Below are 26645 nucleotides of genomic sequence, written 5' to 3'. Positions count from 1 at the left end.
TTTTTTATTATGGAAGTAAGAGGTGTTTAAGGAAGTATGGCGACTGTTACGGTAACAATAAATGGAGTTGAATATAATTTAAAAGGCCATGAAGACGGAGAATATTTAAAAAAAGTAGCTGAATACGTAGAAGAAAAAACACAAGAGATGGCAACAAAAAATAATAAATTAAGTGCACTTGGAGTTTTATCTTTATCTGCATTAAACATAGCTGATGAATTATTTAAAGGAAACGATGAATATAATCAACTTATAGATTATTATGAAAAAGTAAAATCTGAATTAGAAAAGTCCAAAAAAGAAATAGAAGATCTTAAAGAACTAGAAGGAGAAAGTGTTTCTTTAAAGGAAAAACTAGATAAGATTACTTCAGAGAAAGAAGCCTTAGAAAAGAGTTTTAATGAATTAAAAGATAAAAAAGAAGAGATTGAGAAAAGCAGAGAAGAACTTAATAATAAATTTAATAAGCTAAATAGTGAAAATTCTAATTTAAAAGAAGAGCTTAAGAATACAAATAATAGAATGAATAATTCTAATGAGGAAATAGCTAATTTAAAGAAAGAAATTGAAAGATTAAAAAGTGAAAATAATAGTTTAAAATCAGCTAAGGATAAAAACTCACATGAAGTTGAAAAATTAAGTAAAGAACTTAAAGAGGTTAAATCAAATAATGCTGAGTTAAACAAAACTATAGAAATCTCAAGAAATAAAGAGAAAAACTTAAGTAATGAGATTAATAATTTAAAAAGTAAAAATAATAATGTGGAAAAAGAGCTTAGAGATCTTAAGGAAAAAAATAATAGCTTAAGCAGTATAGTTACTGAAGCTAAGAAAAACTTAGAACTATTAAATAAAGAGATTAATAGCTTAAAGGAAAGAAATAAGACTCAAAGAGAAGAAAATGAAAAGTTAACTTTAGAAGGAGAAAATCTAAAGATTAATTGCAAAGAAATAGAAGAAAAACTTGAAGGTTTAAATAAAGAAAATGGACAACTTAAAGAAACTTCAGAGCTTTTAAATAAAGAAAAAATTTGGATTAAAGATCAAAATAGTGGTTTAAAGAAGCAAATTTTAGAGTTAGAAGAAAATCTTCAATTAGCTTTAGAAGAAAAAGATGCTTTAGGTAAGAAGATTTCAGAGGATATGGAAGTTGAAATGAAAGCCTTAAAGGAAGAAGCTGAAGAAGTTAAGGCTGAAATGGAGATTTTAGAAGAGGAAGCTAAAAAGTTAAAAAGAGAAAAAGAACTTTTAATGGAGAATAATAAAGAGTTAAGACGTAACTGGCAAACAGCTAAGTATAAACTTTTAGATTTAGAGCAAAAATATTTAGATTCTCAAGTTAAGCTTGCCACTTCAAAAAAATCAAATAATGTTCTTTTAAAGAAAAAATAAAAGTGTATTTAGAGACTGTAAGAGATTTATGTGAAAATAAATTTTCTTACAGTCTTTTATAGTTTTAAATAAATTTATTATTTATATTAAGTAGTATATAAGACTTAATCTATCTTAAAATTCTTATAAGCTTAATTTAAAAGTAAGCTTTAATTACTAAATTGGGAAATAAAAAACTCCTTAAAAATTGTGTATCTTTATATAACTTACTTATTTATATAAAGATATAGTGAAAAATTAACTTTGATTTTAAATTTTACTTTTATATCAATTAAAAAATAAAATTATTTTTATAGGGGATATGAACATGGAATTAATTTTCTGTCCTTGAAGTAACAAGGAGTTAATTTTGTCTCTTCTAAGAATTTATAAAGTTTTTCGAAATTTCTACCTACATGCTCTATTTTGTGAGAATCTGAACCAAGGGTTATATATTTACCTCCAAGTTCTCTATAGTATGAATAGATTTCTACCATGTTTTTAAAGGAAGTTTCATCATCTAAACGAGTAGTATTAAGTTCAAGAACTTTATTTTTAGCTATTAGTGTTTTAAAAATAGCTTGGAATTTAGATTTAAAATCCTTAAGAGTCATTTCCTTATCATTATAAGTACTGTATCTACAAGGATAATCTATATGTCCTAAAGTATCAAAAATATCATAAAATTCTATGCATTTAAGCATATTATCAAGATATTCACCATAAACAACTTCTTTAGGTCTAGTATCTTGTTTTAGAAATCTAGAAAGAGTAACACCATTTATAGAATGAATAGAACCTATTATCATATCAAATTTATCTTTGTATTTTTCATAAAAGGCAAAGTTTTCATCTACATTGTTCATTGCAAGTCCAAGTTCTACACCTTGTTGCATATTTTCTCCTCTATATTTACTGTATTCCTTTAAATAACCTTCAATATCAAGTTCAGCAAATTGAGGGTGAGTTTTTAAATTATAATCTAAATGCTCTGTAGTTATTATTCCGAGATTATTTTTTTTAGCCTTCTCTAATATATCCTTAATTTTTAATTCAGAGTCAGCTGAAAATTCTGTATGTATGTGACAATCATAAAGCATTTTGTAACCTCCGCATAAATATTAGTATAATTTAATTTTATCATAACTTAGAAAAATATTAAGGGAAGCAAATTGCTTTAAGGTTTATTTAGTTATTATATTTAAGACTATCATAGGGATATTTTTGAATTTAACTTAGAAGTAAAAATAAATACTATAGTAGAATGAAGATTCTTCATTAAATTTACCTATGAATAAAATAACAAATATCTAACATAAATTTAGTGAGGAAATTTTATTAAATAAATTATTAATATATAAATTTTTGTTTTATAAGTTTTTAAATGAAAAGAGAAATAATGAAATGTAGAATTGTACTGTGTAATTGTGTATAATACAAAGTATTGAGTAAATTAACTAAGGAAAGACCTAGTTGAATTTTAGGAGAGATGAATTTTATGGAAAGAATAGAGTTACTAGCACCGGCAGGAAGTATGGAAAGTTTAATTGCTGCCATAAACAGAGGTGCTGATGCTATATATTTAGGAGGAAGCAAGTTTTCAGCAAGAGCTTATGCTTCTAACTTTGATAATGAAACAATGGAAAAGGCTGTGGATTATGCCCATACTTATGGCGTTAAGGTTTATGTTACAGTAAATACTTTAATTAAGGAAAATGAGTTTCAAGAAGCAGTAGATTACATAGGCGTTTTATATAAAATAGGAGTTGATGCTTTAATAATACAAGATGTAGGATTAGCTAAAAGAATAAGAGAGGTATATCCAGATTTTGAATTACACGCTTCAACTCAAATGAGCATACATAATGGAGAAGGAGCACTTTTCTTTAGAGAAAATGGATTTTTTAGAATTGTTTTATCAAGAGAACTTACTTTAGATGAAATTAAATATATTTCAAAGGACTTAGGAATAGAAACTGAGATATTTGTTCATGGAGCCTTATGTGTTTGCTATTCAGGACAATGTTTAATGAGTAGCTTAATAGGAGGAAGAAGTGGTAATAGAGGAAGATGTGCTCAAAGTTGTAGACTTCCATATACACTAATTAGAGAAAAAGATAAGAAAGAGACTAAAGGATTCCTTTTAAGTCCTAAGGATATTTGTACTATTGAAAATGTAGAGGACTTGATAAAAACAGGAACTAGCTCTTTAAAGGTTGAAGGAAGAATGAAGAGACCTGAGTATGTTGCTGGAGTTATAGAATCTTATAGAGAAGCTATAGATAATTCTTATAGAAATATTAAAAAGTCTCAAGAGGGAAATAAGCTTAAACTTAAAAAGTTATTTAATAGAGAAGGTTTTTCTACAGCATACATGTATAAAAATGTTGGGAAAGATATGATGGCTTTTAAAACTCCAAGAAATACAGGAGTTTTACTTGGAGAAGTTCTAAAAAATGGAGAAGTCCTTTTATTAGATGATCTTTCATTAAAAGATGGAATAAGAACTAATGATGATGGATTTACTGTAAGTAAAATACTTATGGGAAATAGAGAGGTTACTGAAGCTAAAAAGGGGGATAAGGTAAAAATATTCCCTAAAAAATATAAAGCTAATGATAAGCTTTATAAAACTTCAGATACTAAGCTTTTAAATGAATTAAAGACCTCTTATGAAAATCCATATGAGAGAAAGATAAACTTAAAGGCTTATATGAAATTTAAGGTTAATGAACCTATGGAACTTACTGTGGAGTACAATGGAAATTACTTTACAAAGACTGGTGATATGGTTCAAGTTGCAGTAAATAGACCTATGGATAAGGAAAAAGTTGAAAAGAACTTAAAGAAATCTGGAGATATTCCTTATGAAATAAGTGAAATAGAATACGTAACTTTTGAAGATGGTTTTGCAGCAGTTTCTTCTATAAATAATTTAAGAAGAGAAGTTTTAGAAGAGATAAGAAATTCTGAGATTAAAAAATACAAAAGAGTTATAGAAAAACAAAATAATATAGAACTTAATGAAAAGAATGGTGAAATGCCAGAGGTTTTAGTTGTTGTAAATACTAAGGAACAATTAAGAGCTTCAATAGATTGTGGAATCAAAAATATTGCTTTAGATATCTTTGGAAAAAATCAAGGGCAACTTAATAAGAATGCTATAAAAGAATTCAAAGTTGAAGGAATTAATCTTTATATAAAAGCACCTACAATAATAAAAGAAGAGTTTGAAACAATAAGTAATATAATAGAAGAGAATCTTAACTTAATAAAAGGTTTAGTTACAGCTAATACTGGAATAATAAATAGATTTAAGGATAAAACAAATATTATAGGTGATTATAAACTTAATATATTTAATTCTTATGGTATGAAGTTTTATAATGAACATATGATGGGAAGCTGTTTAAGTTTAGAATTAAATAAAAAAGAGTTAAATAAAATGCTTAAGAAGTATTCTAAGGGAGCTCAAATCTTTGTTTATGGAAGACCAGAGGTTATGGTTAGTGAATATTGCCCAATAGGAAGTACCTTTGGTGGAAAATGTACTTCAAAAAATTGTGATAATCAATGTGTAAGTAGTACATTTACTTTAAGAGATAGAATGAATCAAGATTTTGTTATAAGAACTGATATATTCTGTAGATCACACATATACAATACAGTACCTGTTAACTTAATTCAGGAAATTGATGAAATAAAATCTTTAGGAGTAGATTCTTTTAGATTAGACTTTGTAGATGAAAATTATGAAGAGGTTAGACAGGTTATTGAAGCTCTAAATAAGGAAGAAGCTTTAAGATTAAAGGATTATACTAAAGGTCACTTTAAAAGAGGCGTTGAGTAAAGGGGATTAAAGTATGAACGATAGAGTTTTAAGAGTTTTAGAATTTAATAAAATTAAGGAATTGGTTAAGGGATATGCCATTACAAAATCAGCTAAGGAGATGGTTTTAGATCTTAAACCATATGATTCTGTTTATGATGTAAAAGAACATTTAGAAGAAACAAAAGAAGCTTTAGATATTTTAATGAGAAAAGGAAATCCTCCTTTCGAAGGGCTTTATGATGTTAAGGAAGCTATAACAAGAGCTGAAAAAGGTGGAGTTTTAAGTATAGAGGGCTTACTTAGAATAGGAAATATGTTATCTGTAACAAGAAAACTTTCTGACTTTTTAGCTAGAAAAGAAGAGGAAGAAGAGCATAGAATCCTAGAAGGAATGAGAGAAGGACTTATAGTACTTAGAGGTGTAGAAAGTGCCATATCAAAGGCCATAGTAAGTGAAGATGAAATTGCAGATTCTGCAAGTGATAAGCTTTATAGTATAAGAAGAAGCTTAAAAGAAAAGAATTCATCTATAAGAGATAAAGTTAATTCTATAGTAAGAAGTAATGCTCAATATCTTCAAGATTCCTTATACACAGTTAGAGGAGATAGATATGTTATTCCTGTAAAAGCTGAATATAAATCTCAAGTTCCAGGACTTGTTCATGATCAAAGTTCAACAGGGGCTACACTTTTTATAGAACCAACGGCTTTAGTAAACTTAAATAACGAAATAAAAGAACTTATGCTAAAGGAAAGAGCTGAGATTGAGAGAATATTAGCAGAATTATCAGCCTTAGTATATAAAAATATTGATGTTATAAAAGTTAACTTTAATATAATAGTTGAATTAGATTTTATATTTGCAAAGGCTAAATATGGTAGTGATTTAGGTGGAACAATGCCTATAGTAAATGAAGAAGGAGTAATAGATTTAATGGATGCAAGGCATCCACTAATTCCTAAAGATAAAGTTGTTTCTTCTGATATTTATTTAGGAAGAGAATTTACAACATTACTTATAACAGGGCCAAATACTGGTGGTAAAACTGTAACCTTAAAGACTACAGGGCTTATTGAACTTATGGGGTTAAGTGGACTTTTAATACCAGCAAGTGAAAATTCAAGCATAAGCTTCTTTGAAGAGATATTTGCAGATATAGGAGATGAGCAAAGTATAGAGCAAAGCTTATCAACTTTTTCTTCTCATATGACTAATATAGTTAAAATAATGGAGAAAGCAAATAATAAGAGTTTTGTACTTTTTGACGAACTTGGGGCTGGAACAGACCCTACAGAGGGAGCTGCACTTGCTATTTCAATATTAGAAAACTTAAGAGCAAGAGGATGTAGAATAATGTCTACAACTCACTATAGTGAATTAAAGGGATATGCATTAAAAACTGAAAATGTTGAGAATGCTTCTGTTGAGTTTAATGTTGAAACCTTAAGACCAACTTATAGACTTTTAATAGGAGTTCCAGGGAAATCAAATGCTTTTGAAATTTCAAGAAGATTAGGTCTTAAAGATAATATCATAGAAGAAGCTAAAAAGGTTATTTCTACTGAATCACTTCAATTTGAAGATTTAATACAATCACTTCAAGAAAAGAGTATAAAAGCAGAAAATGATGCTAGAGAAGCTGCTATATTAAGAAATGATGCAGAAAAATATAAGAATAGATATAAAGAGAAATTTGAAAGAATTGAAAGCGTAAGAGATAATGTTTATGCAGATGCTAGAAGAGAAGCAAAGCAAATTTTAGATTCAGCTAAGGAAGAGGCTGATGCTATTCTTAAAAATATGAGAGACCTAGAAAGAATGGGGATTTCTAGTGATGCAAGAAGAAAGCTTGAAGCTGAAAGAGGAAAGCTTAGAGATAAAATAAGTGATGCAGAAGCTAGGCTTCAAAAGAAAAAAGAAGAGCAAAAGGGAGAAGAACTTAAAAAGATTGAGGTTGGAATGGAAGCCTTATTACCTTCAATAAACCAAAAAGTCATAGTTCTTTCTAAGCCAGACAATAAAGGTGAAGTTCAAGTTCAAGCTGGAATTATGAAAATAAATGTTAAGGCTAAGGATTTAAGAGTAGCCAAGGAAACTAAAGAAGAAAAGAAAATTAAAAAGAGAGAAGCAAGATTAAACTTAAGACAGGTGGATCCATCAATAGACTTAAGAGGTATGGATTCAGAAGAAGCTTGTTACACTGCAGATAAGTATTTAGATGATGCTTATGTTGCAGGAAGAGGAGAAGTAACTTTAGTTCATGGAAAAGGTACTGGTGTTTTAAGAAAAGCTATAAACGATATGCTAAAAAAACATCCTCATGTAAAATCTCACAGACTAGGTGAGTATGGAGAGGGTGGAACAGGAGTTACTGTTGTAATATTAAAATAAATTTTTAATATTAAATTATGACTTAACTTAGGTTTTGATTTATATAAATTTAAGTTAAAAATAAAATCAATAATAGTTTAAAAAATAATATTAAGAGTTCGTCTAAATTTTTTATTAGTAGATTTAAATAAACTACGCTTATAAAGAATTTTAGATGGGCTCTTTTTTAGATACAATTTATTAAAAAAAGCATAGGTATATTTATGATATAATCAATTTAAACTTTGAGAATTATGTAAAATTGGTATAGAGGGGGCTGTTAGGTGAAAGCAAAAAAGAAAAATAAAAAAATTAAACTTAATGAAGGTAGAGTATTAGCTTTTTTATTAGCCATAGCAATATTATTTTTAGCTTTATCAGGTAGATTGCTTTACATAAGTATATTTAGATCAAAAGATTATAAGGCTATGGCAGAAGAACAATGGACCAATGAAATACAAATAGATGCTAGAAGAGGGCGTATCTTAGATAGAAACAATAGGGAGTTAGCAGTTACTGCAAACGTATTTAGAGTAGATTTAGATTTAATAACCTTAAGAAAATATATTGATAAGAAAGATACTGATAATATTGAAATTGCAAAATTATTAGCTGAAGCTTTAGAGATGGATGAAGAAAAGGTTTTATCAAGAATAGAACTTACATATCCATCAGGAAATCCAGCAAACTCTGCTACCTTAATAAGAAGAATAGAAAAGGAAAAGGCTGATAAGGTTAAAGAGCTAGATATAAATGGAGTAATAGTATCAGAGGATACAAAAAGATATTATCCTAATGGAGATTTTCTTTCTCATACTTTAGGAACAACTAATGCAGATGGAGAAGGATTAAGTGGATTAGAACTTTATTATAATGAAGAACTTATGGGAATCCCAGGAGTAAGAGTTAGTGAAGTCTCTGGAAATAGTACTTCAAATCCTTATTCTGAAACAAGTTTTACTCCACCTGTAGATGGAAAAGATATGACTTTGACAATAGATGAGAATATACAATACTTTGTTGAAAAGGTAGCTGAAGATGCCTTAAAGAAACATAATGCAGACTCAGTAAGCATTGCAGTTATGAACCCTAATAATGGAGAAATTTTAGGAATGGTAAATAAACCTGGATTTAATCCTAATAATCCTTATGAGGGTAGTGAGGCATTTAAGGGGAAAGATGAATCAGCAAAACTACAAAACATGTGGAGAAATACAATTGTTTCAGATGCCTTTGAGCCAGGTTCAATATTTAAAATAATAACTTCTATAGCAGCCATAGAGGAAAATATAGCAGGAAAAGATGAGGTTTATTATTGTGATGGTAGTTTAAATGTAGCAGGGAAAAATATAAAATGTTGGAAACCTGGTGGACATGGAGTACAAAATTTTAACCAAACATTAGAAAATTCATGTAATGTTGCTTTTATGGAAATGGGTGCAAAATTAGGAGCAGAAAAGTTAAATGAATATATTAAACTTTTTGGATTTGGAACTCAATCAGGAATAGATTTACCGGGAGAAGCTACAGGAATAGTTAAAAATGTAGAAGATATAAGTGCTGTGGATTTAGCAACTATATCCTTTGGACAAACTAATACAATGAATGGTATTCAGTTTATGACAGCCTTAAATGCTGTTGCAAATGGAGGAGATTTAATTCAGCCTCATATTATGAAAGAATTAAGTCATAAGGATGATAATGGGACAAAAATTATAGATGAAGTTTTTGTGCCTAAAATACAAGAAAATATAGTAGATGAAAAAAGTACTATGAGAGTTAAAGAGGCCTTAGAATCTACTGTTTCTAATGGATCTTCAAAGGATGCTGGTATTGAAGGAATAAAAGTAGCAGGAAAAACTGGTACAGCAGAAAAGGTAGATCCTGAAACAGGTACTTATGGAGCAGGGTATATAGCGTCCTTTGCTGGATTTGCACCATATGATAATCCACAAGTATCTTTAATAGTAATAATAGATAATCCTAAAAATGGAGAACATTTTGGAGGAATTGTTGCAGCTCCTTTTGCAGGAGAATTATTTAATAATATATTTAACTATATTTCATTAAATGAAGGGCAATTAGATGCGAAAGATGAAAGTGTAATAATCCCTGATTTAAGAGGAGATAAGGTAACTAGTGCTGAAAAAACTTTAAATGAATTAGGAGTTAATTGTGTAATTGAAGGGGATGGAACCTTTGTTACTTCAGTTACACCTATACCAGGCTATAAGGTTAAAAAGGGTGATAGTATAACCTTGTATGCTGGAAGTAGATTTGATAGAAATGAAAAGGAAATAGTAGTTCCTGATTTTAGAAAATTAAATAAGGAAGAGGCAGAAGAAATTTTAAAATCCTTAGGATTAAAGGGAGAATTTGAAGGAGAAGGTGAAATTAAGGAACAGAGCATAAGTGCAGGAGAAATAATAAAAAGTGGAGATAAGATTAAGTTTAAATTAGAAGGATAAAACTTTAAAAATAAAGAGTTATATCAAATAACATATAATAAATATTATAAACCTCTTAATGTTTATAAGATTTATTATTAACTTTTTGATATAACTCTTTTTTACTTTAAAAGATAAATACTTTTTTTATGAAGTTTTAAGGATTATAATAAAATAGAATTTTGTTAATAAATAATGGATAAATTTTTATAAAACTAGGAGTAAATTTATTTTAATAAGTTTTAGGGAGGAGAAATTTGTGATTTTAATTAGTGGGTGTTTGTGTGGAGTTAATTGTAAATACAATGGTGAAAATAATTTAAATGAAAATATATTAAAGCTTCTTAAGGAAGGAAAAGCAGTGATTGCCTGTCCAGAACAATTAGGAGGACTAAAAACTCCAAGAATACCAAGTGAAATAGTGGGTGGAACAGGAAAAGATGTACTAGAAGGAAAGGCAAAAGTACTTGGTAAGGATGGAGCTGATGTTACAAAAGAATTTCTTAAAGGGGCTTATGAAACTTTAAATATAGCAAAGAGCATAAATGCAGAATATGTAATTTTAAAAGCAAAAAGTCCATCTTGTGGTCTTGGAGTTATATATTCAGGAAATTTTAATGGAGAGAAAAAAGAAGGAAATGGGGTAACTTGTGAACTTCTACTTCAAAATGGATTTAAAGTTAAAACAGAAAATGATTTTTAGGAGGAATGTATAGATGAATAAGGATATGAGAGATAAAGCTAGAGAACTTTATAATGGAAGTTGTAGAGTATGTAAAGTTTGTAATGGAGTAGCATGTGCAGGAGAAGTTCCTGGCATGGGAGGAAAAGGAACAGGAGATTCTTTTATAAGAAATGTAGCGGCCTTAGAGGAAATAAAACTTAATATGAGAACAATTCATGATGCTAAAAACCCTACTACAAATATTGAAATTTTCGGTAAGAATATGGAGTTACCACTTTTTGCAGCTCCTATAACAGGAACTATGTTAAATATGGGTGGAAAAGTTAGTGAAAGAGAATATATTGAGGGAGTAGTTAAGGGATGCTTAGATTCAGGTATATATCCTATGGTAGGAGATACAGCAGTAGACTTATGTTTAGCTACTAATTTAGAAGTAATAGAAGAATATAATGGACAAGGAATTATATTTATAAAACCTTGGAAAAATGAAGTTGTAATAGAAAAAATAAAAATGGCAGAAAAAGCAGGAGCCTTTGCTGTAGGCGTGGATATAGATGCAGCTGGACTTATAACTTTAGCTATGAATGGAAAACCAGTTGAACCTAAAAACTTAGAGGAAATAAAAGAATTAGTAAATTCAACAAAATTACCTTTTATATTAAAGGGAATAATGACGCCAGATGAGGCTGAATTAGCAGTAGAAGCAGGAGTAGATGCCATAGTAGTATCTAATCATGGAGGAAGAGTTTTAGATCAAACTCCAGCCTCATGTGAAGTGCTACCAGAGATAGCAGCTAGAGTTAAAGGAAAAGTTAAAATTTTAGTTGATGGTGGAGTAAGAACTGGAGTTGATATATTAAAAATGATAGCCTTAGGTGCTGATTGCGTTTTAATAGGAAGACCTTTTATAACAGCTACCTTTGCTCATGGAGCTAAAGGGGTAGAAGAATATGTGAATTCTTTAAAAGGTGAATTAAAATCAGCTATGGTATTAACAGGATGTAACTCAATAGAAAATATAGATAATAGAGTTATTTACAAAGGAGAGAATTAACTTATGAAAGTTTTTGCACATAGAGGATTTAGTTATAGATATCCAGAAAATACTTTGTTAGCATTTAAAGAGGCTTTAAAATTAGATATATATGGAATAGAGCTTGACGTGCACAAAAGTAAAGATGGAAAATTGGTAATAATACATGATGAGGATATAAAAAGAACTTTTAATGGAAATGGAAAAGTTAAGGATTATACTTTTGAAGAACTTAGAAGCTTTAAGTGTAATAAAGAAGGCTTTGAAAATAATGATGATTGTAAAATCTCCTTATTAGAAGATGTTTTTAATCTTATAAAAGATAAGGATATAGTTTTAAATATAGAAATTAAAAATGATGTAATAGATTATGAAAATATTGAGAAGGATGTATTAGATTTAATAAAGGAATATAATCTAGAAAGAAAAATACTTATTTCAAGTTTTAATCATAAGGCCTTAGAAAAAGTTAAAAAGTTAAATGGAGATATTAAATTAGGGGTACTTTATGAAAAAGAAATGCCTAATATTCTTGATATTGCTAAAAGTTTAAATGCATATGCAATACACCCTGCTAAATCCCTTGTTTCAGAAGAACTGGTAGAAAAAGCACATAATGAAGGTGTAAAAGTCAATGTTTATACAGTAAATGAAAAAGAGGATATAGATAAACTTAAAAATTATGGAGTAGATGCTATATTTACAGATCAGGCTAAAATGGCTTTAGAGTACTTAAAATAACAAGTAAATTTTAAAAGCCATTTATATTAATACTAAATAATAAACCTTATAAATTATTAAATTTCACCAATAATTTATAAGGTTTATTTTATAATATTACTCTTTAATATAATATATTTTTTTAAATAAAATCAAAAAAATAAATAATTTTTAATATTTATTGTAATAAATATTATGTTATTTGAATAAACATATATAGGATAAATATAGTTAAGGAGGAAGTATGAAAGTTAGGGCTATAAAAAGTTTTTTAGCAACTACAATGGCAATGACTTTTTTAGTTAGTATGGCACAAGGATCTATATTAACTAAGGCAAATACTATAAATAATATGAAATATGTAACAGAAGCATTTGGAGCAATTCCAACAGAAGAACAGGTTAGCTATCAAAAAGAGGAACTTACAGCATTTATACACTTTGGTGTGAATACCTTTACAGGAAGAGAGTGGGGAGATGGAACAGAAAATCCAGAAATTTTTAACCCTACTAATTTAGATGCTGATCAATGGGTAAAAACTTTGGCAGATGCAGGCTTTGGAAGGGTTATATTAACTGCAAAACATCATGATGGATTTTGTTTGTGGGATAGTGCATATACAAAGCATGATGTAGCTAGTAGTCCTTGGAAAAATGGAAAGGGAGATGTGGTTAAAGAGGTTTCAGAAGCTTGCGCTAAATATAATATAAAATTTGGAGTTTATTTATCACCATGGGACCAAAATTCAGAACATTATGGAGAAGGTAATGGTGGTGATTATAATGAGTTTTACATGAATCAGCTAAGGGAGTTATTAACTAACTATGGACCTATAGCTGAAGTTTGGATGGATGGAGCAAAGGGATCAAATGTTAAGCAAGAATATAACTTTGAAGAATGGTTTGCTCTTATAAAAGAATTACAACCAGAATGTTTAATATTTAGTCCACAGGGTCCAGATATTAGATGGATTGGAAATGAAAAAGGATATGCAGGAGAGCCTTGCTGGTCAACTATAGATATTGAAAAAATGAAAGAAAGGGAAAATCCAACATATTTGAATAATGGAGAAGAAGGTGGATCAGATTGGGTAGTTGGAGAATCAGATGTATCAATAAGACCAGGTTGGTTTTACCATGAATCTCAAGATAATGAAGTTAAATCCTTAGAAAAAATGATGGATATTTATTTTAAATCCATAGGGAGAAATTCAGTTTTATTATTAAATGTTCCCCCTAATAAGGAAGGAAAGTTACATGAAAATGATGTTAATAGATTAAAGGAATTTGGTGAAACAATTAAAGAGTTATTTAATGATGATTTAGCTTTAAATAAAGAGGTAATAGTAGATAGTTTTGCTAATAGGGATGAGACATATGGTGCAAATAAAATTGTAGATGGAGATTATGATACCTATTGGGCACCAGATAATAGTAGTAAAACAGGTACTATTGAAATAGATCTAGGTGGAAGTAAAGAATTTGATGTTATTTCTTTGCAAGAGTATATACCATTAGGTCAAAGAGTATCTAGTTTTAATATAGAAGTGTTACAAGGAGAAAATTGGAATAAGGTTTATGAAGGAAAAACAATAGGATATAAAAGACTTATTAGAATATCCCCAACTAAAGGAGAAAAAATAAGAATTAATATAACTGGTTCATTAGAAGTGCCACTTATAAATAATGTTGGAGTTTATAAACAACCTATTAGTATAGAACTTCCATCAGGGCCACCAGCTGGATTGAAAGTATTAAATGATGATAATAAGGGGAATGAATTAGAACAATTTAACTTTAGTGATGGATGGGTATATGAGACTATCCATGGAGAAAATGATTTAGGTGGAGATGCTCACTATACAAGTAAAACTAATGCTACAGTTAATATTAAATTTAATGGAACTAAGTTTTTCTTATCAGGAACAAAGGATTCAGGACATGGAATAATGGAAATTTCCATAGATGGTGAAAATCCAGTAGAGGTTGACTTATATTCTCCTAATAGAAAATCTAAAGAGATAGTCTTTGAAAGTGAAGATTTAAGTGATGGAGAGCATGAAGTTACGGTTAAATGTACTGGAAGAAAGAATTCAAGTTCTAGAGGGACAGCGGCTCATATAGATGGAGCTTATGTATTAGACAATGGTGGAAAAGGTATGGTTGAATTTGAAAAGGTAGGATACGAAGTAAGTGAAAATATAGGAACTGCTACTTTTAAGGTTATAAGAAAAGGCGGAAGTAATGGTAAGCTTGAAGTTAACTATGATACTTTAGCTGGCACTGCTTTAAATGGAGTTGATTATCAAACATGGTCTGGTACTTTAGCATTTAATGAAGGTGAAACAGAAAAAACTTTTGATATAACAATCATTGATGATAAGGAAAAAGAAGAGCCTAAGGAATTCTATTTAAAATTAAGTGATCCAATAGGTGGAATATTAGGATTTAATTCAAGAGCTACAGTTACTATTAATGATGATGAGCAAATTAAAATAGAAACAAAGGATACTGGTGATGGATTACATCAATTTAATTTTTCAGGAGGATGGAATAAAGAGACTGATGGAGCATGGACAAACAATATGAATTCAACTTTCTCTATCAAGTTTAGAGGAAAGCAAATTTCTTTAATAGGAGCAAAGGATCCTAATCATGGAATTTATGAAATTTCAATAGATGGAGGAGAATTTGTAGAAGTTGATGCTTATGCAGAAAGTAGGGTTACAAATCAAGTAATATATGAAAGTGAAGTATTAACTTCTGGAGAGCATATTTTAAACTTTAGATTAAAGGGTGAAAATCCACATGGAGGTAGAGCTGATGGTCAATTGAATTATGCTCTAGTGGATACCAGTGAAGACAATTTAGTTGAGCCAGAAATGCCTACAACAGATTTAAACAAAGATGGCAAAGTTGATATTGGTGACTTATCATTAGCATCTAAACATTATGGGGAAAATATTAAAGAGTATGATATAAATGGTGATGGAGTTATTGATGAATTTGAACTTAATTCTATAACGAATGATATATTAAAATAATTTTTATGTGCTGTATCTAATTATGTCTAAAAATTTTAAGTGTTTAATCATTTTTAAAATTTTTACATAAAGATACAGCCTATTTATTACATATATTTATAATAAATGCGAAAATGCATTAATAAATATAATGATTACTTTAGTAGGGGGAGAATTTATGAAAAGGAAATTCTTAAAGAAAATAGCTCTAATAGTTTCTTTAATGGTAGTTGGGCAATCAGTTTATACTTTTGCTAAGTCTAGTAGATTTAATGAAGTAGAAAAAAGCACTTTAAATGAAAATATTGATCTAGATAAATTAGCTTTATGGTATGATGAGCCTGCTACAAACTGGGAAAATGAGGCCCTTCCAATTGGAAATGGTTATATGGGTGGAATGATTTTTGGAAGTGTAGCAAGTGAAAGAATACAATATAATGAAAAAACTCTATGGTCTGGTGGACCAGGAGCATGGGAAGGTTATAATGGGGGAAATAAAGAAGGTGCTTGGGAAGCTGTACAAGAAATAAGAAAAATATTAGCTGAGGGTGGAACTCCTTCAAATGATTTATATCAAAGAGTATGTGGGGATCAAAGAGCTTATGGAGCTTATCAAAATTTTGGAGACATATTCTTAGATTTTAAGTCTCATGAGGAGAGTAAGGTAACTAATTATAGAAGAGAGCTTAATATAGAGGAATCTTTATCTACAGTTAAATATAACTATAAGGGTGTTAATTATGAGAGAGAATATTTTTGTAGTTATCCTGATAATGTAATGGTTATTAAATTAAAGGCTGATAAAGCTTCTTCGCTAAATGTAGATGTTAGAAATGAAGGCGCCCATAATGGGAAGAATCTTTCTGTAGAAAATAATACTTTGATATTAAGTGGTGCAATAGAAGATAATGGAATGAAATATGAATCTCAAATTAAGGTTATTAATACTGGAGGATCAATTCAAGATAAAGAAGATAGAATAAGTGTTGAAAATGCAGATGAAATAACAATAATAATGAGTGCAGGAACAGATTATATAAATGAATATCCAACTTATAAAGGAGAAGACCCACATTCAGCAGTAACTGAAAGAATTAATAATGCTGTAAATTTAGGATATGATGAATTAAAGAGTAGGCACATAGAAGATTATAAAAATTTATTTGATAGAGTAAATTTAAATTTAGGAGAACTTAAATTAGATAAGCCTACTGATGAAATGCTTAATGAATATAAAACAAATCAATCCAATAGCTTAGAAACTTTATTTTTCCAATATGGTAGATATTTGCTTATTTCCTCTTCAAGGGAAGGAAGTTTGCCAGCTAATTTACAAGGAGTTTGGAATAATTCTAATAATCCACCTTGGAGTTCGGATTATCATTTTAATGTAAACATACAGATGAATTATTGGCCAGCAGAGGTTGCTAATTTATCTGAAACTGCCATTCCATTAGTTGAATATATAGAGAGTTTAAGAGAACCAGGAAGAAAGACGGCAGAAATGCATTGTGGAATAGAAGGGGCAATGGAAAATAAAAATGGATGGACAGTAAATACAATGAATAATCCTTTCGGCTTTACAGCTATGGGATGGGAATTTGATTGGGGATGGGCTCCTACTTCTAATGCTTGGATAAGCCAAAATCTTTGGGAGCATTATAATTTTACTGATGATAAGGATTATTTAAGAGAAAATATATATCCTATTATGAAAGAAGCTGCACAGTTTTGGACTCAATTTTTAGTTGAATATACTCATAGTGATGGAAAAACCTATTTAGTTTCTTCACCAAGTTATTCTCCAGAACATGGTCCTAGAACTGTAGGAACAACTTTTGACCAAGAACTTATTTGGCAATTGTTCACAGATACTATAAAAGCTAGTGAAACTTTAGGAATAGATGAAGAGTTTAGAGCAGAACTTGAAAATAAGAGGGAGAGATTATTAAAACCTCAAATAGGTAAACATGGACAAGTTCAAGAATGGAAAGATGATATAGATGATCCAAATAATAATCATAGACATATTTCTCATCTTGTAGGACTTTATCCAGGAACTCAAATAAATCAAAAAGATACTCCTGAACTATATGAAGCAGCTAAGGTTACTATGAATCATAGAGGGGATGGAGGAACAGGATGGTCTAAAGCTAATAAAATAAATCTCTGGGCTAGATTATTAGATGGAGATAGAGCCCATAGATTATTAGAAAATCAATTAACAACAAGCACTTTAGAAAACTTATTTGATACTCATCCACCTTTCCAAATTGATGGTAATATGGGAGCTGTTTCTGGAATGGCTGAAATGCTTGTACAAAGTCATTTAGGAACAATAAATCCATTGCCAGCATTACCAACAGCATGGGAAGATGGAAGCTTTGATGGATTAAAGGCTAGAGGAAATTTTGAGATTTCAGCTAACTGGAATAATAATTCATTAAATCTCCTAAAAATAAAATCTGGTTCAGGAAATGATTGTTATTTAGAATATCCAGGAATAACAGAAGCTATTATAACTGATGCTAATGGAAATAAAATAACTCCAGAGGTTGTTTCAGAAAATGTAGTTAAGTTCCCAACAGAAGTTAATGGAGAATATAAGGTTGAAGGAATGCCTATGGAGAAACCAGAAAAGGTTAATGGATTAAAAGCTTTAAGAAATGGAGATAACTCTGTTTCATTAAAATGGAATAAAACAAAATTTGCAGAAGGTTATGATGTTTATAGAAAAGGTGAAGGGGACTTTGAATTAATAGCTGAAGATGTAAAAACAGAAGAGTTTATTGATGAAAATGCTCCGTTAAATGATAGTTATAGTTATTTATATTATGTAGTGGCAAAGAATTCAGAGGGACTAGGAGAGGCATCAGAAAAGGTTGCAGTTGAAACCAGTGTTTATTTAAGTGAATTAGAATGGAAAAGTGCATCTACTGGATATGGAGAAATACAAAAAGATGCTAGTTGTGATGGAAATACAATAACTTTAAAAGGTGAAAATGGAGAGAAGGTTTCTTATGATAAAGGAATAGGAACCCATGCTCATTCAGAGATAGTATATAGTTTAGAAGGATTAGATTACTATGATTATTTTGAAACCTTTGTTGGGGTAGATCAAGAAATGGCTGGTACTGTAGCATCTATATCCTTTGAAGTTTATTTAGATAATGAGAAAGTTTTTGATAGTGGATTAATGACAGGAGATACTACACAAAAACATGTTAAAGTGCCTATAGCAGGTAAGAATACACTTAAATTAGTTGTAAAAGATGGGGGAGACAGTATAGGCTCAGACCATGGAAGTTTTGGAGACGCTAAGTTAACAAAAGTTCATGCTGCTAGTAATGCAGATCTTAAATCTCTAAATATTAATGGAAATCCTCTAGAAGAATTTAATGGAAGTAAATATGAATATTCTTATGATCTTAAAAAGGGAGAAAACTTACAAAATTTAAATGTTGAAGCAGAAGCTTTTACTTCAGAGGCTAAGATTGAAATTACAAAACCAGAAGAACTCCCAGGGGAGGCAGTAGTAAGAGTTACATCTAAGGATGAAACTATGCATAAAGAATACAGAGTTTTAATAAATCCATATGTAATTGTGGAAGAAAGCATAATTGCTTATTATAACTTTGAAAATTCTTCTAACTTAGGAGAAGATAGTTCTAAAAATAGTTTTCATGGAGAAGTAAATGGTACAGTTACTCAAGGAGAGTCAAAGGATGGAAAAGCTGCTAATTTTGGTGATGGATATATAAGTGTTGAAAGCAATGATTCATTAAAATTAGATGATAATTTAGTTATAGAAACTGAAGTTTATTTAGATGAATACACTAATTATTGGCAAAAGATAGCTCAAAAAATAAATAATGGGACAGGAAAAGGTGGATTCTTAATAGATGTATCTCCTGAAGGAAAATTAAGATTCCATGCTGAAGGGTCAATAACTCAATTTATATCTAATAAAGCAATTCCTTTAAATGAATGGACAAATATAAAAGTTATTTTTGAACATTCAAAGGGTGAAGCATCTATTTATATAAATGGAGAGTTAGATAAGACAGTAAAGCCAAGTTCACCTTTAGAAGTTAGTGATTTACCACTTATTATAGGTGCTGATTCTAATGGCAGTGATAAATTGAAAGGGAAAATGAATAATTTAACTATTTCTTCAATAGAGCGTAGAGTAGCTAGTAGCAATGCTAGTTTAAGTGATATTTCTATTAATGGTGAAACTATGGAAGGTTTTAAAAAGGATGTGTTTGACTATGAAATAGATTTAGAAGATAGAAATAAAATTAATTTAAGGGGGTCTTTATCAAAATTTATTTTGAGAAAGTCCTCTTTATTTATATAAGACATTAAAGTTTATGAATAATAAAATGAATTTTGGAGATAATACTTAAAAGGAGGGATGATGATGGAAAATTTACAAGTAAATCAAAGAGAAAAAAAGACTAGACATTCAAGTAGACAGTGCAGAAGAAAGGGATTAGTTCCTGGAGTTATATACGGAAAAGGAATTAATAATTTCTTATTTGAAATAGGAGAATTAGAACTTAATCATGCTCTTTCTGTAACTGGTGAACATGGACTTTTAAGCATAAATTCACAAGAGGGTTCTTTAAATACTCTTATAAAAGAAGTTCAAAGAGATCCTGTAACTAGAAGGGTATTACATATAGATTTAGAAAAAGTTGAAGGTAATGAAGAAATAGAAACAGCTGTTCCTATAAATTACGTTGGAGAAGAATACATAAATAAATTAGATGCAGTGTTACAAAAGAATCTAGATAGCATAAAGGTAAAGTGCTCTCCATCTAATATTCCAAAGGGAGTAAATTTAAATGTGGGAAGAGCTAAGCCAGGAGATCAATTTAAGATTGCAGATGTAGAATTTGGAAATGAAATAACAGTAGTTGATGATTTAAATTCTATAGTAGCTTCTGTAAGTTATGATCAAAAGATAATAACTCAAGAGGTAGTGGATCAAGAAGTAGCTGAAAATAGAGCTAAAAAGGAAAGTTAATATAAGCTTAATATAAATTAGGGTAAAAATGGGATTATTTTGTTTACAGTTCCATTTTTACTTTTTTTTGTTTTCAAATTTCAAAATATTGTAGTATAATATCTGTGAAAATAAAATATAAAATCCTTATAGAGATTTAAAGGGGAGATAGTGCAGTGTATAGAGAAAAATATGAAGAATGGCTAAATTCTGATATTATTTCTGAGGAAATAAAGGCGGAATTAAGAGACGTAAAAGAAGATAAGGAAATAGAAGATAGATTTTATAAGGAATTAGATTTTGGTACTGGTGGATTAAGAGGTATTATTGGTGCTGGGACTAATAGAATGAATATCTATACTGTAGGAAAAGCTACTCAAGGATTTGCAGATTATTTAAATGATAATTATGCGGGGGAAAAATCTGTTGCAATAGCTTATGACTCAAGAAATATGTCTAAGGAGTTTGCAAAAGCGGCTGCTTTAACTCTTTGTGCAAATGGAATAAAGGTTAATCTTTTTGAATCTTTAAGACCGACTCCAATGTTATCCTTTGCAGTAAGAGAATTAAATTGTAAGGGTGGTATTGTTATAACAGCATCACATAATCCAAAACAATACAATGGATATAAAGTTTATGGAGATGATGGATGTCAATTAACAGATGCTCCTGCAAAAGCTGTTATTGGATATGTTAACAAAGTTACAGATTACGCAAACATAAAGACAATGAGTGAAGAAAAGGCTTTAGAAGAAGGACTTTTAGTTTATATTGGTGAAGAAATAGATAAAAAATATATAGATGATTTAAAAACTTTAACTATAAGAGAAGATTTAGTTAAGAAGCATGCTAAAGATTTAAAAATAATTTATACTCCAATTCATGGTTCAGGAAATGTTCCTGTAAGAAGAATATTAAAAGAGTTAGGATATGAGAATGTGTTTGTTGTTAAAGAACAAGAAATGCCAGATGGAAATTTCCCAACAGCTCCATATCCAAATCCAGAAGATCCAAAGGTATTTAAATTAGCTTTAGACATGGCTAAAGAAATTCAACCTGATATAATATTTGGAACAGATCCAGACTGTGATAGAATAGGTGTTGTTGTTAAAGACAATAATGGAGAGTACCAAGTATTAAGTGGTAACCAAACAGGAATGTTACTAACTAACTATATATTAAGTTCATTAAAGGAAATGAATAAATTACCTGAAAATGGTGCAGTTATAAAAACTATAGTTACTACAGAGTCAGTAAGAAAAATGACTGAGGAATATGGGGTAACTTTAATAGATACATTAACAGGATTTAAATATATAGGTGAAAAGATAAGAGAATTTGAAGAATCAGGTTCAAATGAATATTTATTTGGTTTTGAAGAAAGCTATGGTTACTTAGCTGGAACTTTTGCTAGAGATAAGGATGCTGTTGTAGCTTCAATGTTAATAGCTGAAATGACTTTATATTATAAAGAACAAGGAAAAACTCTTTATGATGGTTTAATAGAGCTTTATAATAAATATGGTTACTTCAAAGAAAGCTTAGTATCAATAGAACTTGCTGGAAAAGAAGGACAAGAACAAATAGCTAAGTGCATAGATGGCTTAAGAAATGATGCCCTAAAAGAAATGAATGGAGTTAAAGTTATTACATCTTTCGATTATAAGTTAAGCAAAGAAGTAAATAACTTAACTGATGAAGAAAAAGAAATAAAACTTCCAAAATCAAATGTTTTAAAATATGTTTTAGAAGATGATTCTTGGTTTGTTGTAAGACCATCAGGTACAGAGCCTAAGATGAAAATTTACTTATCAGTAAAAGGTTCAAGTTTAGAAGATTCAAAAGAAAAAACTGAAAACTTTAAAAATGCAATAATGGAAGTAATTAATGCTAAATTAAAATAGTTTAAGTTAAACAAAGAGCTATGTTAATATAACTTATATAAAACTTATAAGTTATAAATATAGCTCTTTTTATATTTTTAGAGCTTAATTCACAAAAGAGTTAATTAAAGTGTTATAATATATAACTAAAATAAGTGTTATAAGTTATAACTAAATACTAAGATGAACTAATTTTTATTTTGTGATAAAATAAAGTTCGAAATTTATGATATATAATAAAATTTAGGTTTATAAATTTTATTTTTAGATAGAATTAAAATAGTTAGTAAAAGTAGTTAAGGAGATAGATATATGAGTTTTAATACATTTGCAAAAGAAAAATTATCACAACTTTTATTTTTAGAAATAGATGGAGATGGATTTGTTAAAAGCTTAGGAAAAGATCCAAAAGAGGTTAATATAAATGAAGTTTATATCCCAATAGATCCAAAACATTTATCACAGGATGTGAAAAGTGGATATAAATTAGAATCTTTACCAATAAACTATTTAGTTGAAGGAATGTTTTTTGCTTTAGGTGGAGACAAGGATTTTAAATTTAATAAGGAGTATAAAAAATTAATTCCACTAATAGAGGATGCTATTCCATGTGTTAAAAAGATAGTAGCTGATAAGGTTAAAGAAGAAAATATGGTTGAAGCATTTATGCTTTTAAAGGGATTAACTGAAATATCAGATGAAACTGAGGTTTACGAAAATCTTCTTTTAATATGTGAATCTTTAAGAGAAAGAAATAAAGCTTACAATGAAACTCAACTAGAAATTTGTGATAAATGTAAAGCAAATAGAAGTGATTTAGCTCTTCCATATCTTTATTCAGCAATAGCTTACAATGACATGGGACAATATGATAAAGCTTATGTTGATATAAATGAATATTTAGCTAAGGGTGGAGAAAGAAATGAAATAGTTGAGGTTTTATATAATGAGATAAAAGACTCAGCTGATTATGAAGAAGGAAAAGAAGATTTAATAGAAGAACCAGAGGATGCTTTAAAAAGACTTCTTCCTTTAGCAGATAAATTCCAAGATAATGCTATTTTAAGATATTATATTGCAACAGCTTATAGAAGACTTGGAAATTTTGAAAAGGCAGTTTATTACTTAAATGAATGTTTATCAATTGATGATAGTATAGTTGAAGCAGTAAATGAAATGGGAATAAATTATGCATCTTTAGGAATATATGATGAAGCTGTTAAATATTTAAGAAAAGCCTTTGAAAGTACAAGAGATATAGAGGTTTGTACTAACTTAATAGTTTGTTATTTAAATGCAGGAAAAATAGAAGAGGCAAAGCAGCATTTAGATATAGCAAAGGCTATAAACAAGGATGATGAAATAGTAAAAGAAATAGAAACATTTATGAAAAATAATAATATTAAATAGCCTTAGGAGCGGAATATGTATAAGGAGTTATTAGGATATAAAATATTTTCAGATAATAAAGAGGAACTTTTAAAAGAGATTGAAAATAAAAAAAGAGTTAACATAATATCTGGAAATCCAGAGGTTTTATATAATGGTATAAAGAATGAATTTTTAAGAAATAGCTTTACTAAAGAGGATGCTTTAATAATTCCAGATGGAGTAGGAACTTTGCTTGCAGCTAAGATTAATGGAATAGATATTACAGAAAAAATAGCTGGAATTGAAGTTATGAATATGCTTTTAGAGGAAGCTAGAGATAAGAATTTAAAAGTGTTTTTATTAGGAGCTAAGGAAGAGACACTAATTAAATGCAAGGAAAAAATAAAAGAAAGCTATGATGGAATTAATATAGTTGGAAGTAATAATGGCTTTTTTGATTTAGACAATTGTGATGATTTAATAGAAAAAATTAATGAAAGCAAGGCTGATATACTTTTTGTTGCCATGGGAGCGCCTAGACAAGAAGTCTTTATAGAAAAATATAAGGATAAACTTTGTTGTAAGATTTTTATGGGTGTTGGTGGAAGTTTTGATGTGTTTGCTGGAAATGTAAATAGAGCACCACAATTTATGATTAACATAGGTATGGAGTGGCTTTATAGAGTAGCTAAAGAGCCTTGGAGAATAAAAAGATTAGGTAGCATACCAAAGTTCTTAGTTTTATCACTTAAGGAAAGAGGTAAAAGATAATGAAAATTTTATTTATAGCTTGTTATTCTCCTATGATAAATAATTCAGCATCAATTGAAACTCTTATGTACTTAAATAATTTATGTAATATAGAGAATAATGATGTGCATCTTTTAACTGTAGACTTTCCTAAAAACTCTATCTACTATGATGAGGAAATATTAAAGCTTTTAGATAGTAAAGTAAAGGTTCATGCTATTGAAGGTGGAAAATTATTTAATAAGATTATGCCAAAAAAATCTATAGAGGTTAAGGAAGATGAGAAGTCTTCTAACACGAAATCTAGTGGTAAAATTAAGCTTATGAGAAAAATTAAAAATAAAATAATTTTTCCTGATATGTATTATAACTGGAGTTTTAAAGCTTCAAAGTATGGCATAGAACTTATGAATAAAGAAAAGTTTGATGTTATATTTTCTATGCATGAGCCACCATCTAGTCACCTTTGTGCTTTAAGAATAAAAAAGCACTTTAAGGAGATTCCTTGGGTTTTATATTGGAGTGATCCTTGGCTTAAGGATCCCTCAAGAGAGGATATTGGCTTTATAAGAAAATTCATAGAAGGTAGACAAGAAAAATCAGTAGTATTAAATGGGGATAGACATATCTTTGTAACTGAAGAGAATAAAAAAGATTTTATGGAAAAATATAATGTAAAAGAAGATAAAATGTTTATCGTAACTAGGGGGTACAATAAAGCCATATATGAAGAAATTGAAAGGGCAGAAAAGCCAGAACTTTTAAAGGATAATAAGATAAACTTAATTTATGCTGGAGAAATTTTCAGTAAAATTAGGGATTTAAAACCTTTTATAAAAGCTTTAAAAGAATTAGAGAAAAGAGATCAGGAGCTATTTAATAGATTAAACATAATATTTTTTGGAAACATAGATGATGAAAATATTAAAGAAGAATTAAAAAAGTTTTCTAATGTTAGTGTTAATGGAAGAATTGACTATAAGGAAGCTTTAAGATACATGATACATGGAGATGTTCTTCTTGTTTTAGGAAACAAAAATTCTAAGCAAATACCTGCTAAAATATATGACTATTTAGGAACAAAGAATCTTATTATGGTTATATTAGGAGATGAAAATGATCCTATTAAGAATGTTGCACTTAATAAAGAAAAGTGTATAGTTAGTGAAAATAATTATGAGGCTATAATAGATGACTTAAATAAATGTAGGGATTTAATAGATTCAGGTAAGAAATTTAAGGCAAATGAAGAATATGAATGGAGTAGTATAGGTAAGAAGCTAAATAATATACTAAAATTAAAATAGGCAATAAGACATGACGGAGGGGTACACAATGAAAAACGAAAAGATTAAAGACTTTATAGAAGATTTAGGTTCAAGTTCATCAGCACCTGGTGGTGGGGCAGCAGCAGGGATTGTTGGAGCAGTAGGAGTTGCATTAACATCAATGGTTTATAGCTTAACTGTTGGTAAAAAAGCTTACGAAGCATTAAGTGAAGAAAATAAAAAGAAATTAGATGAAAATCTTGAAAATGCAAAAAAATCTTATAATGAAATGTTAGATTTCATGAACAAAGATGAGGAAGCTTTTACTGCGTTAATGGATTGCTATAAGTTACCTAAGGAAACTTGTGAAGAGAAAAGCTTAAGAAGTGAAAAAATAGATGAATGTACTTTAGGGGCAATGATGGTTCCATTAGAATTAAGCAGAAAAGCCTTAAAGTTTTTTGATAATGTAAAATTTGCTTCTAAGTATGGAAATAAAAATTTAATTTCAGATGCTGTAGTAAGTGCTATAATGCTTAGTGCTTGTATAGATAGTTCCATAGTTAATGTAGAAATAAACTTAGGATTTTTAAAAGATAAAAACTTAGTTAATAGTGTAAAAGAAGAAATTTTACATATAAGAAATGAAAGCAATAAATTAAAAGAAGAGATTTTAAAAGAAAGTGGTTTTCTTCAAAATTAAGTAAAAATAGAATAAAAATTATTAGATAAATAATAAGGGGTCTATATCAAAATGTAATAAAAAACTTATAAACATATTTCGAGAATTAATAGATTAAGCTAAATTTAGAGATTCTCTTCATACAATTTGTAAGTTTTATAAAAGTTATTTTGATATGGGCCCCATAATTGATTTAGTA

At 29.0% G+C, this 26645-nt stretch carries 15 protein-coding genes and 1 pseudogene; 15 read left to right on the top strand and 1 reads right to left on the bottom strand.

Features of this window, described 5'->3' with window-relative positions; translation table 11 throughout:
- Window positions 1-36 precede the first annotated feature (36 nt).
- The gene (gene zapA / locus GOM42_RS10520) at window positions 37-1392 is read left to right on the top strand and encodes a cell division protein ZapA (protein ID WP_011590981.1); all 1356 of its coding nucleotides are present in this window, start codon (window positions 37-39) and stop codon (window positions 1390-1392) included.
- 290 nt (window positions 1393-1682) lie between these two features.
- Here zapA and GOM42_RS10515 read toward each other — a convergent pair whose 3' ends face one another.
- Window positions 1683-2471, bottom strand: coding sequence for a histidinol phosphate phosphatase (locus GOM42_RS10515; protein ID WP_003469844.1), 789 nt, complete (start codon window positions 2469-2471; stop codon window positions 1683-1685).
- Between the two features lie 398 nt (window positions 2472-2869).
- Here GOM42_RS10515 and GOM42_RS10510 point away from each other — a divergent pair, with 398 nt between their 5' ends.
- The 14 genes and pseudogenes from GOM42_RS10510 to GOM42_RS10445 all read left to right on the top strand — a co-directional run bounded on the left by GOM42_RS10510 (window position 2870) and on the right by GOM42_RS10445 (window position 26467).
- Window positions 2870-5221 (top strand): U32 family peptidase, encoded by a 2352-nt coding sequence (locus GOM42_RS10510; protein WP_110016132.1) that lies wholly within the window; start codon window positions 2870-2872, stop codon window positions 5219-5221.
- A 13-nt stretch (window positions 5222-5234) separates the two neighbouring features.
- Window positions 5235-7595 (top strand): endonuclease MutS2, encoded by a 2361-nt coding sequence (locus tag GOM42_RS10505; protein ID WP_025648173.1) that lies wholly within the window; start codon window positions 5235-5237, stop codon window positions 7593-7595.
- Window positions 7596-7858: 263 nt separating this feature from the next.
- The gene (locus tag GOM42_RS10500) at window positions 7859-10042 is read left to right on the top strand and encodes a stage V sporulation protein D (protein WP_110016133.1); all 2184 of its coding nucleotides are present in this window, start codon (window positions 7859-7861) and stop codon (window positions 10040-10042) included.
- Between the two features lie 238 nt (window positions 10043-10280).
- On the top strand, window positions 10281-10724 hold the full coding sequence (locus tag GOM42_RS10495) for a DUF523 domain-containing protein (RefSeq protein WP_011590978.1): 444 nt from the start codon (window positions 10281-10283) through the stop codon (window positions 10722-10724).
- Window positions 10725-10737: 13 nt separating this feature from the next.
- Window positions 10738-11760, top strand: coding sequence for an alpha-hydroxy-acid oxidizing protein (locus tag GOM42_RS10490; protein ID WP_003460161.1), 1023 nt, complete (start codon window positions 10738-10740; stop codon window positions 11758-11760).
- Window positions 11761-11763: 3 nt separating this feature from the next.
- Window positions 11764-12480, top strand: a complete 717-nt coding sequence (locus GOM42_RS10485) for a glycerophosphodiester phosphodiesterase (protein ID WP_003460154.1) — start codon at window positions 11764-11766, stop codon at window positions 12478-12480.
- Between the two features lie 223 nt (window positions 12481-12703).
- Window positions 12704-15502, top strand: coding sequence for an alpha-L-fucosidase (locus GOM42_RS10480; protein WP_110016134.1), 2799 nt, complete (start codon window positions 12704-12706; stop codon window positions 15500-15502).
- A gap of 157 nt (window positions 15503-15659) precedes the next feature.
- A pseudogene (locus tag GOM42_RS10475) lies at window positions 15660-19772 on the top strand (glycoside hydrolase N-terminal domain-containing protein); the annotation flags it as partial.
- A 129-nt stretch (window positions 19773-19901) separates the two neighbouring features.
- Window positions 19902-20513 (top strand): 50S ribosomal protein L25, encoded by a 612-nt coding sequence (locus GOM42_RS10470; protein WP_003469843.1) that lies wholly within the window; start codon window positions 19902-19904, stop codon window positions 20511-20513.
- A gap of 155 nt (window positions 20514-20668) precedes the next feature.
- Entirely contained in the window at window positions 20669-22396 is a 1728-nt protein-coding gene (locus GOM42_RS10465; protein ID WP_011590974.1) for a phospho-sugar mutase, read from the top strand.
- Between the two features lie 291 nt (window positions 22397-22687).
- Window positions 22688-23785, top strand: a complete 1098-nt coding sequence (locus tag GOM42_RS10460; protein WP_003460180.1) for a tetratricopeptide repeat protein — start codon at window positions 22688-22690, stop codon at window positions 23783-23785.
- A 15-nt stretch (window positions 23786-23800) separates the two neighbouring features.
- The gene (locus tag GOM42_RS10455) at window positions 23801-24517 is read left to right on the top strand and encodes a WecB/TagA/CpsF family glycosyltransferase (protein WP_003481897.1); all 717 of its coding nucleotides are present in this window, start codon (window positions 23801-23803) and stop codon (window positions 24515-24517) included.
- On the top strand, window positions 24517-25803 hold the full coding sequence (locus GOM42_RS10450; protein WP_011590973.1) for a glycosyltransferase: 1287 nt from the start codon (window positions 24517-24519) through the stop codon (window positions 25801-25803). The genes GOM42_RS10455 and GOM42_RS10450 overlap by 1 nt, the downstream gene beginning before the upstream one ends.
- Window positions 25804-25831: 28 nt before the next feature.
- Window positions 25832-26467, top strand: a complete 636-nt coding sequence (locus GOM42_RS10445) for a cyclodeaminase/cyclohydrolase family protein (RefSeq protein WP_011590972.1) — start codon at window positions 25832-25834, stop codon at window positions 26465-26467.
- Window positions 26468-26645 lie beyond the last annotated feature (178 nt).

It is taken from the genome of Clostridium sp. 16K-1-R1 (assembly GCF_023921145.1).
GTDB classification, from domain to species: Bacteria; Bacillota; Clostridia; order Clostridiales; family Clostridiaceae; genus Sarcina; species Sarcina perfringens.
Note: the sequence above shows the minus strand (reverse complement) of the source record. Positions and strands in the feature narration are given on the sequence as shown.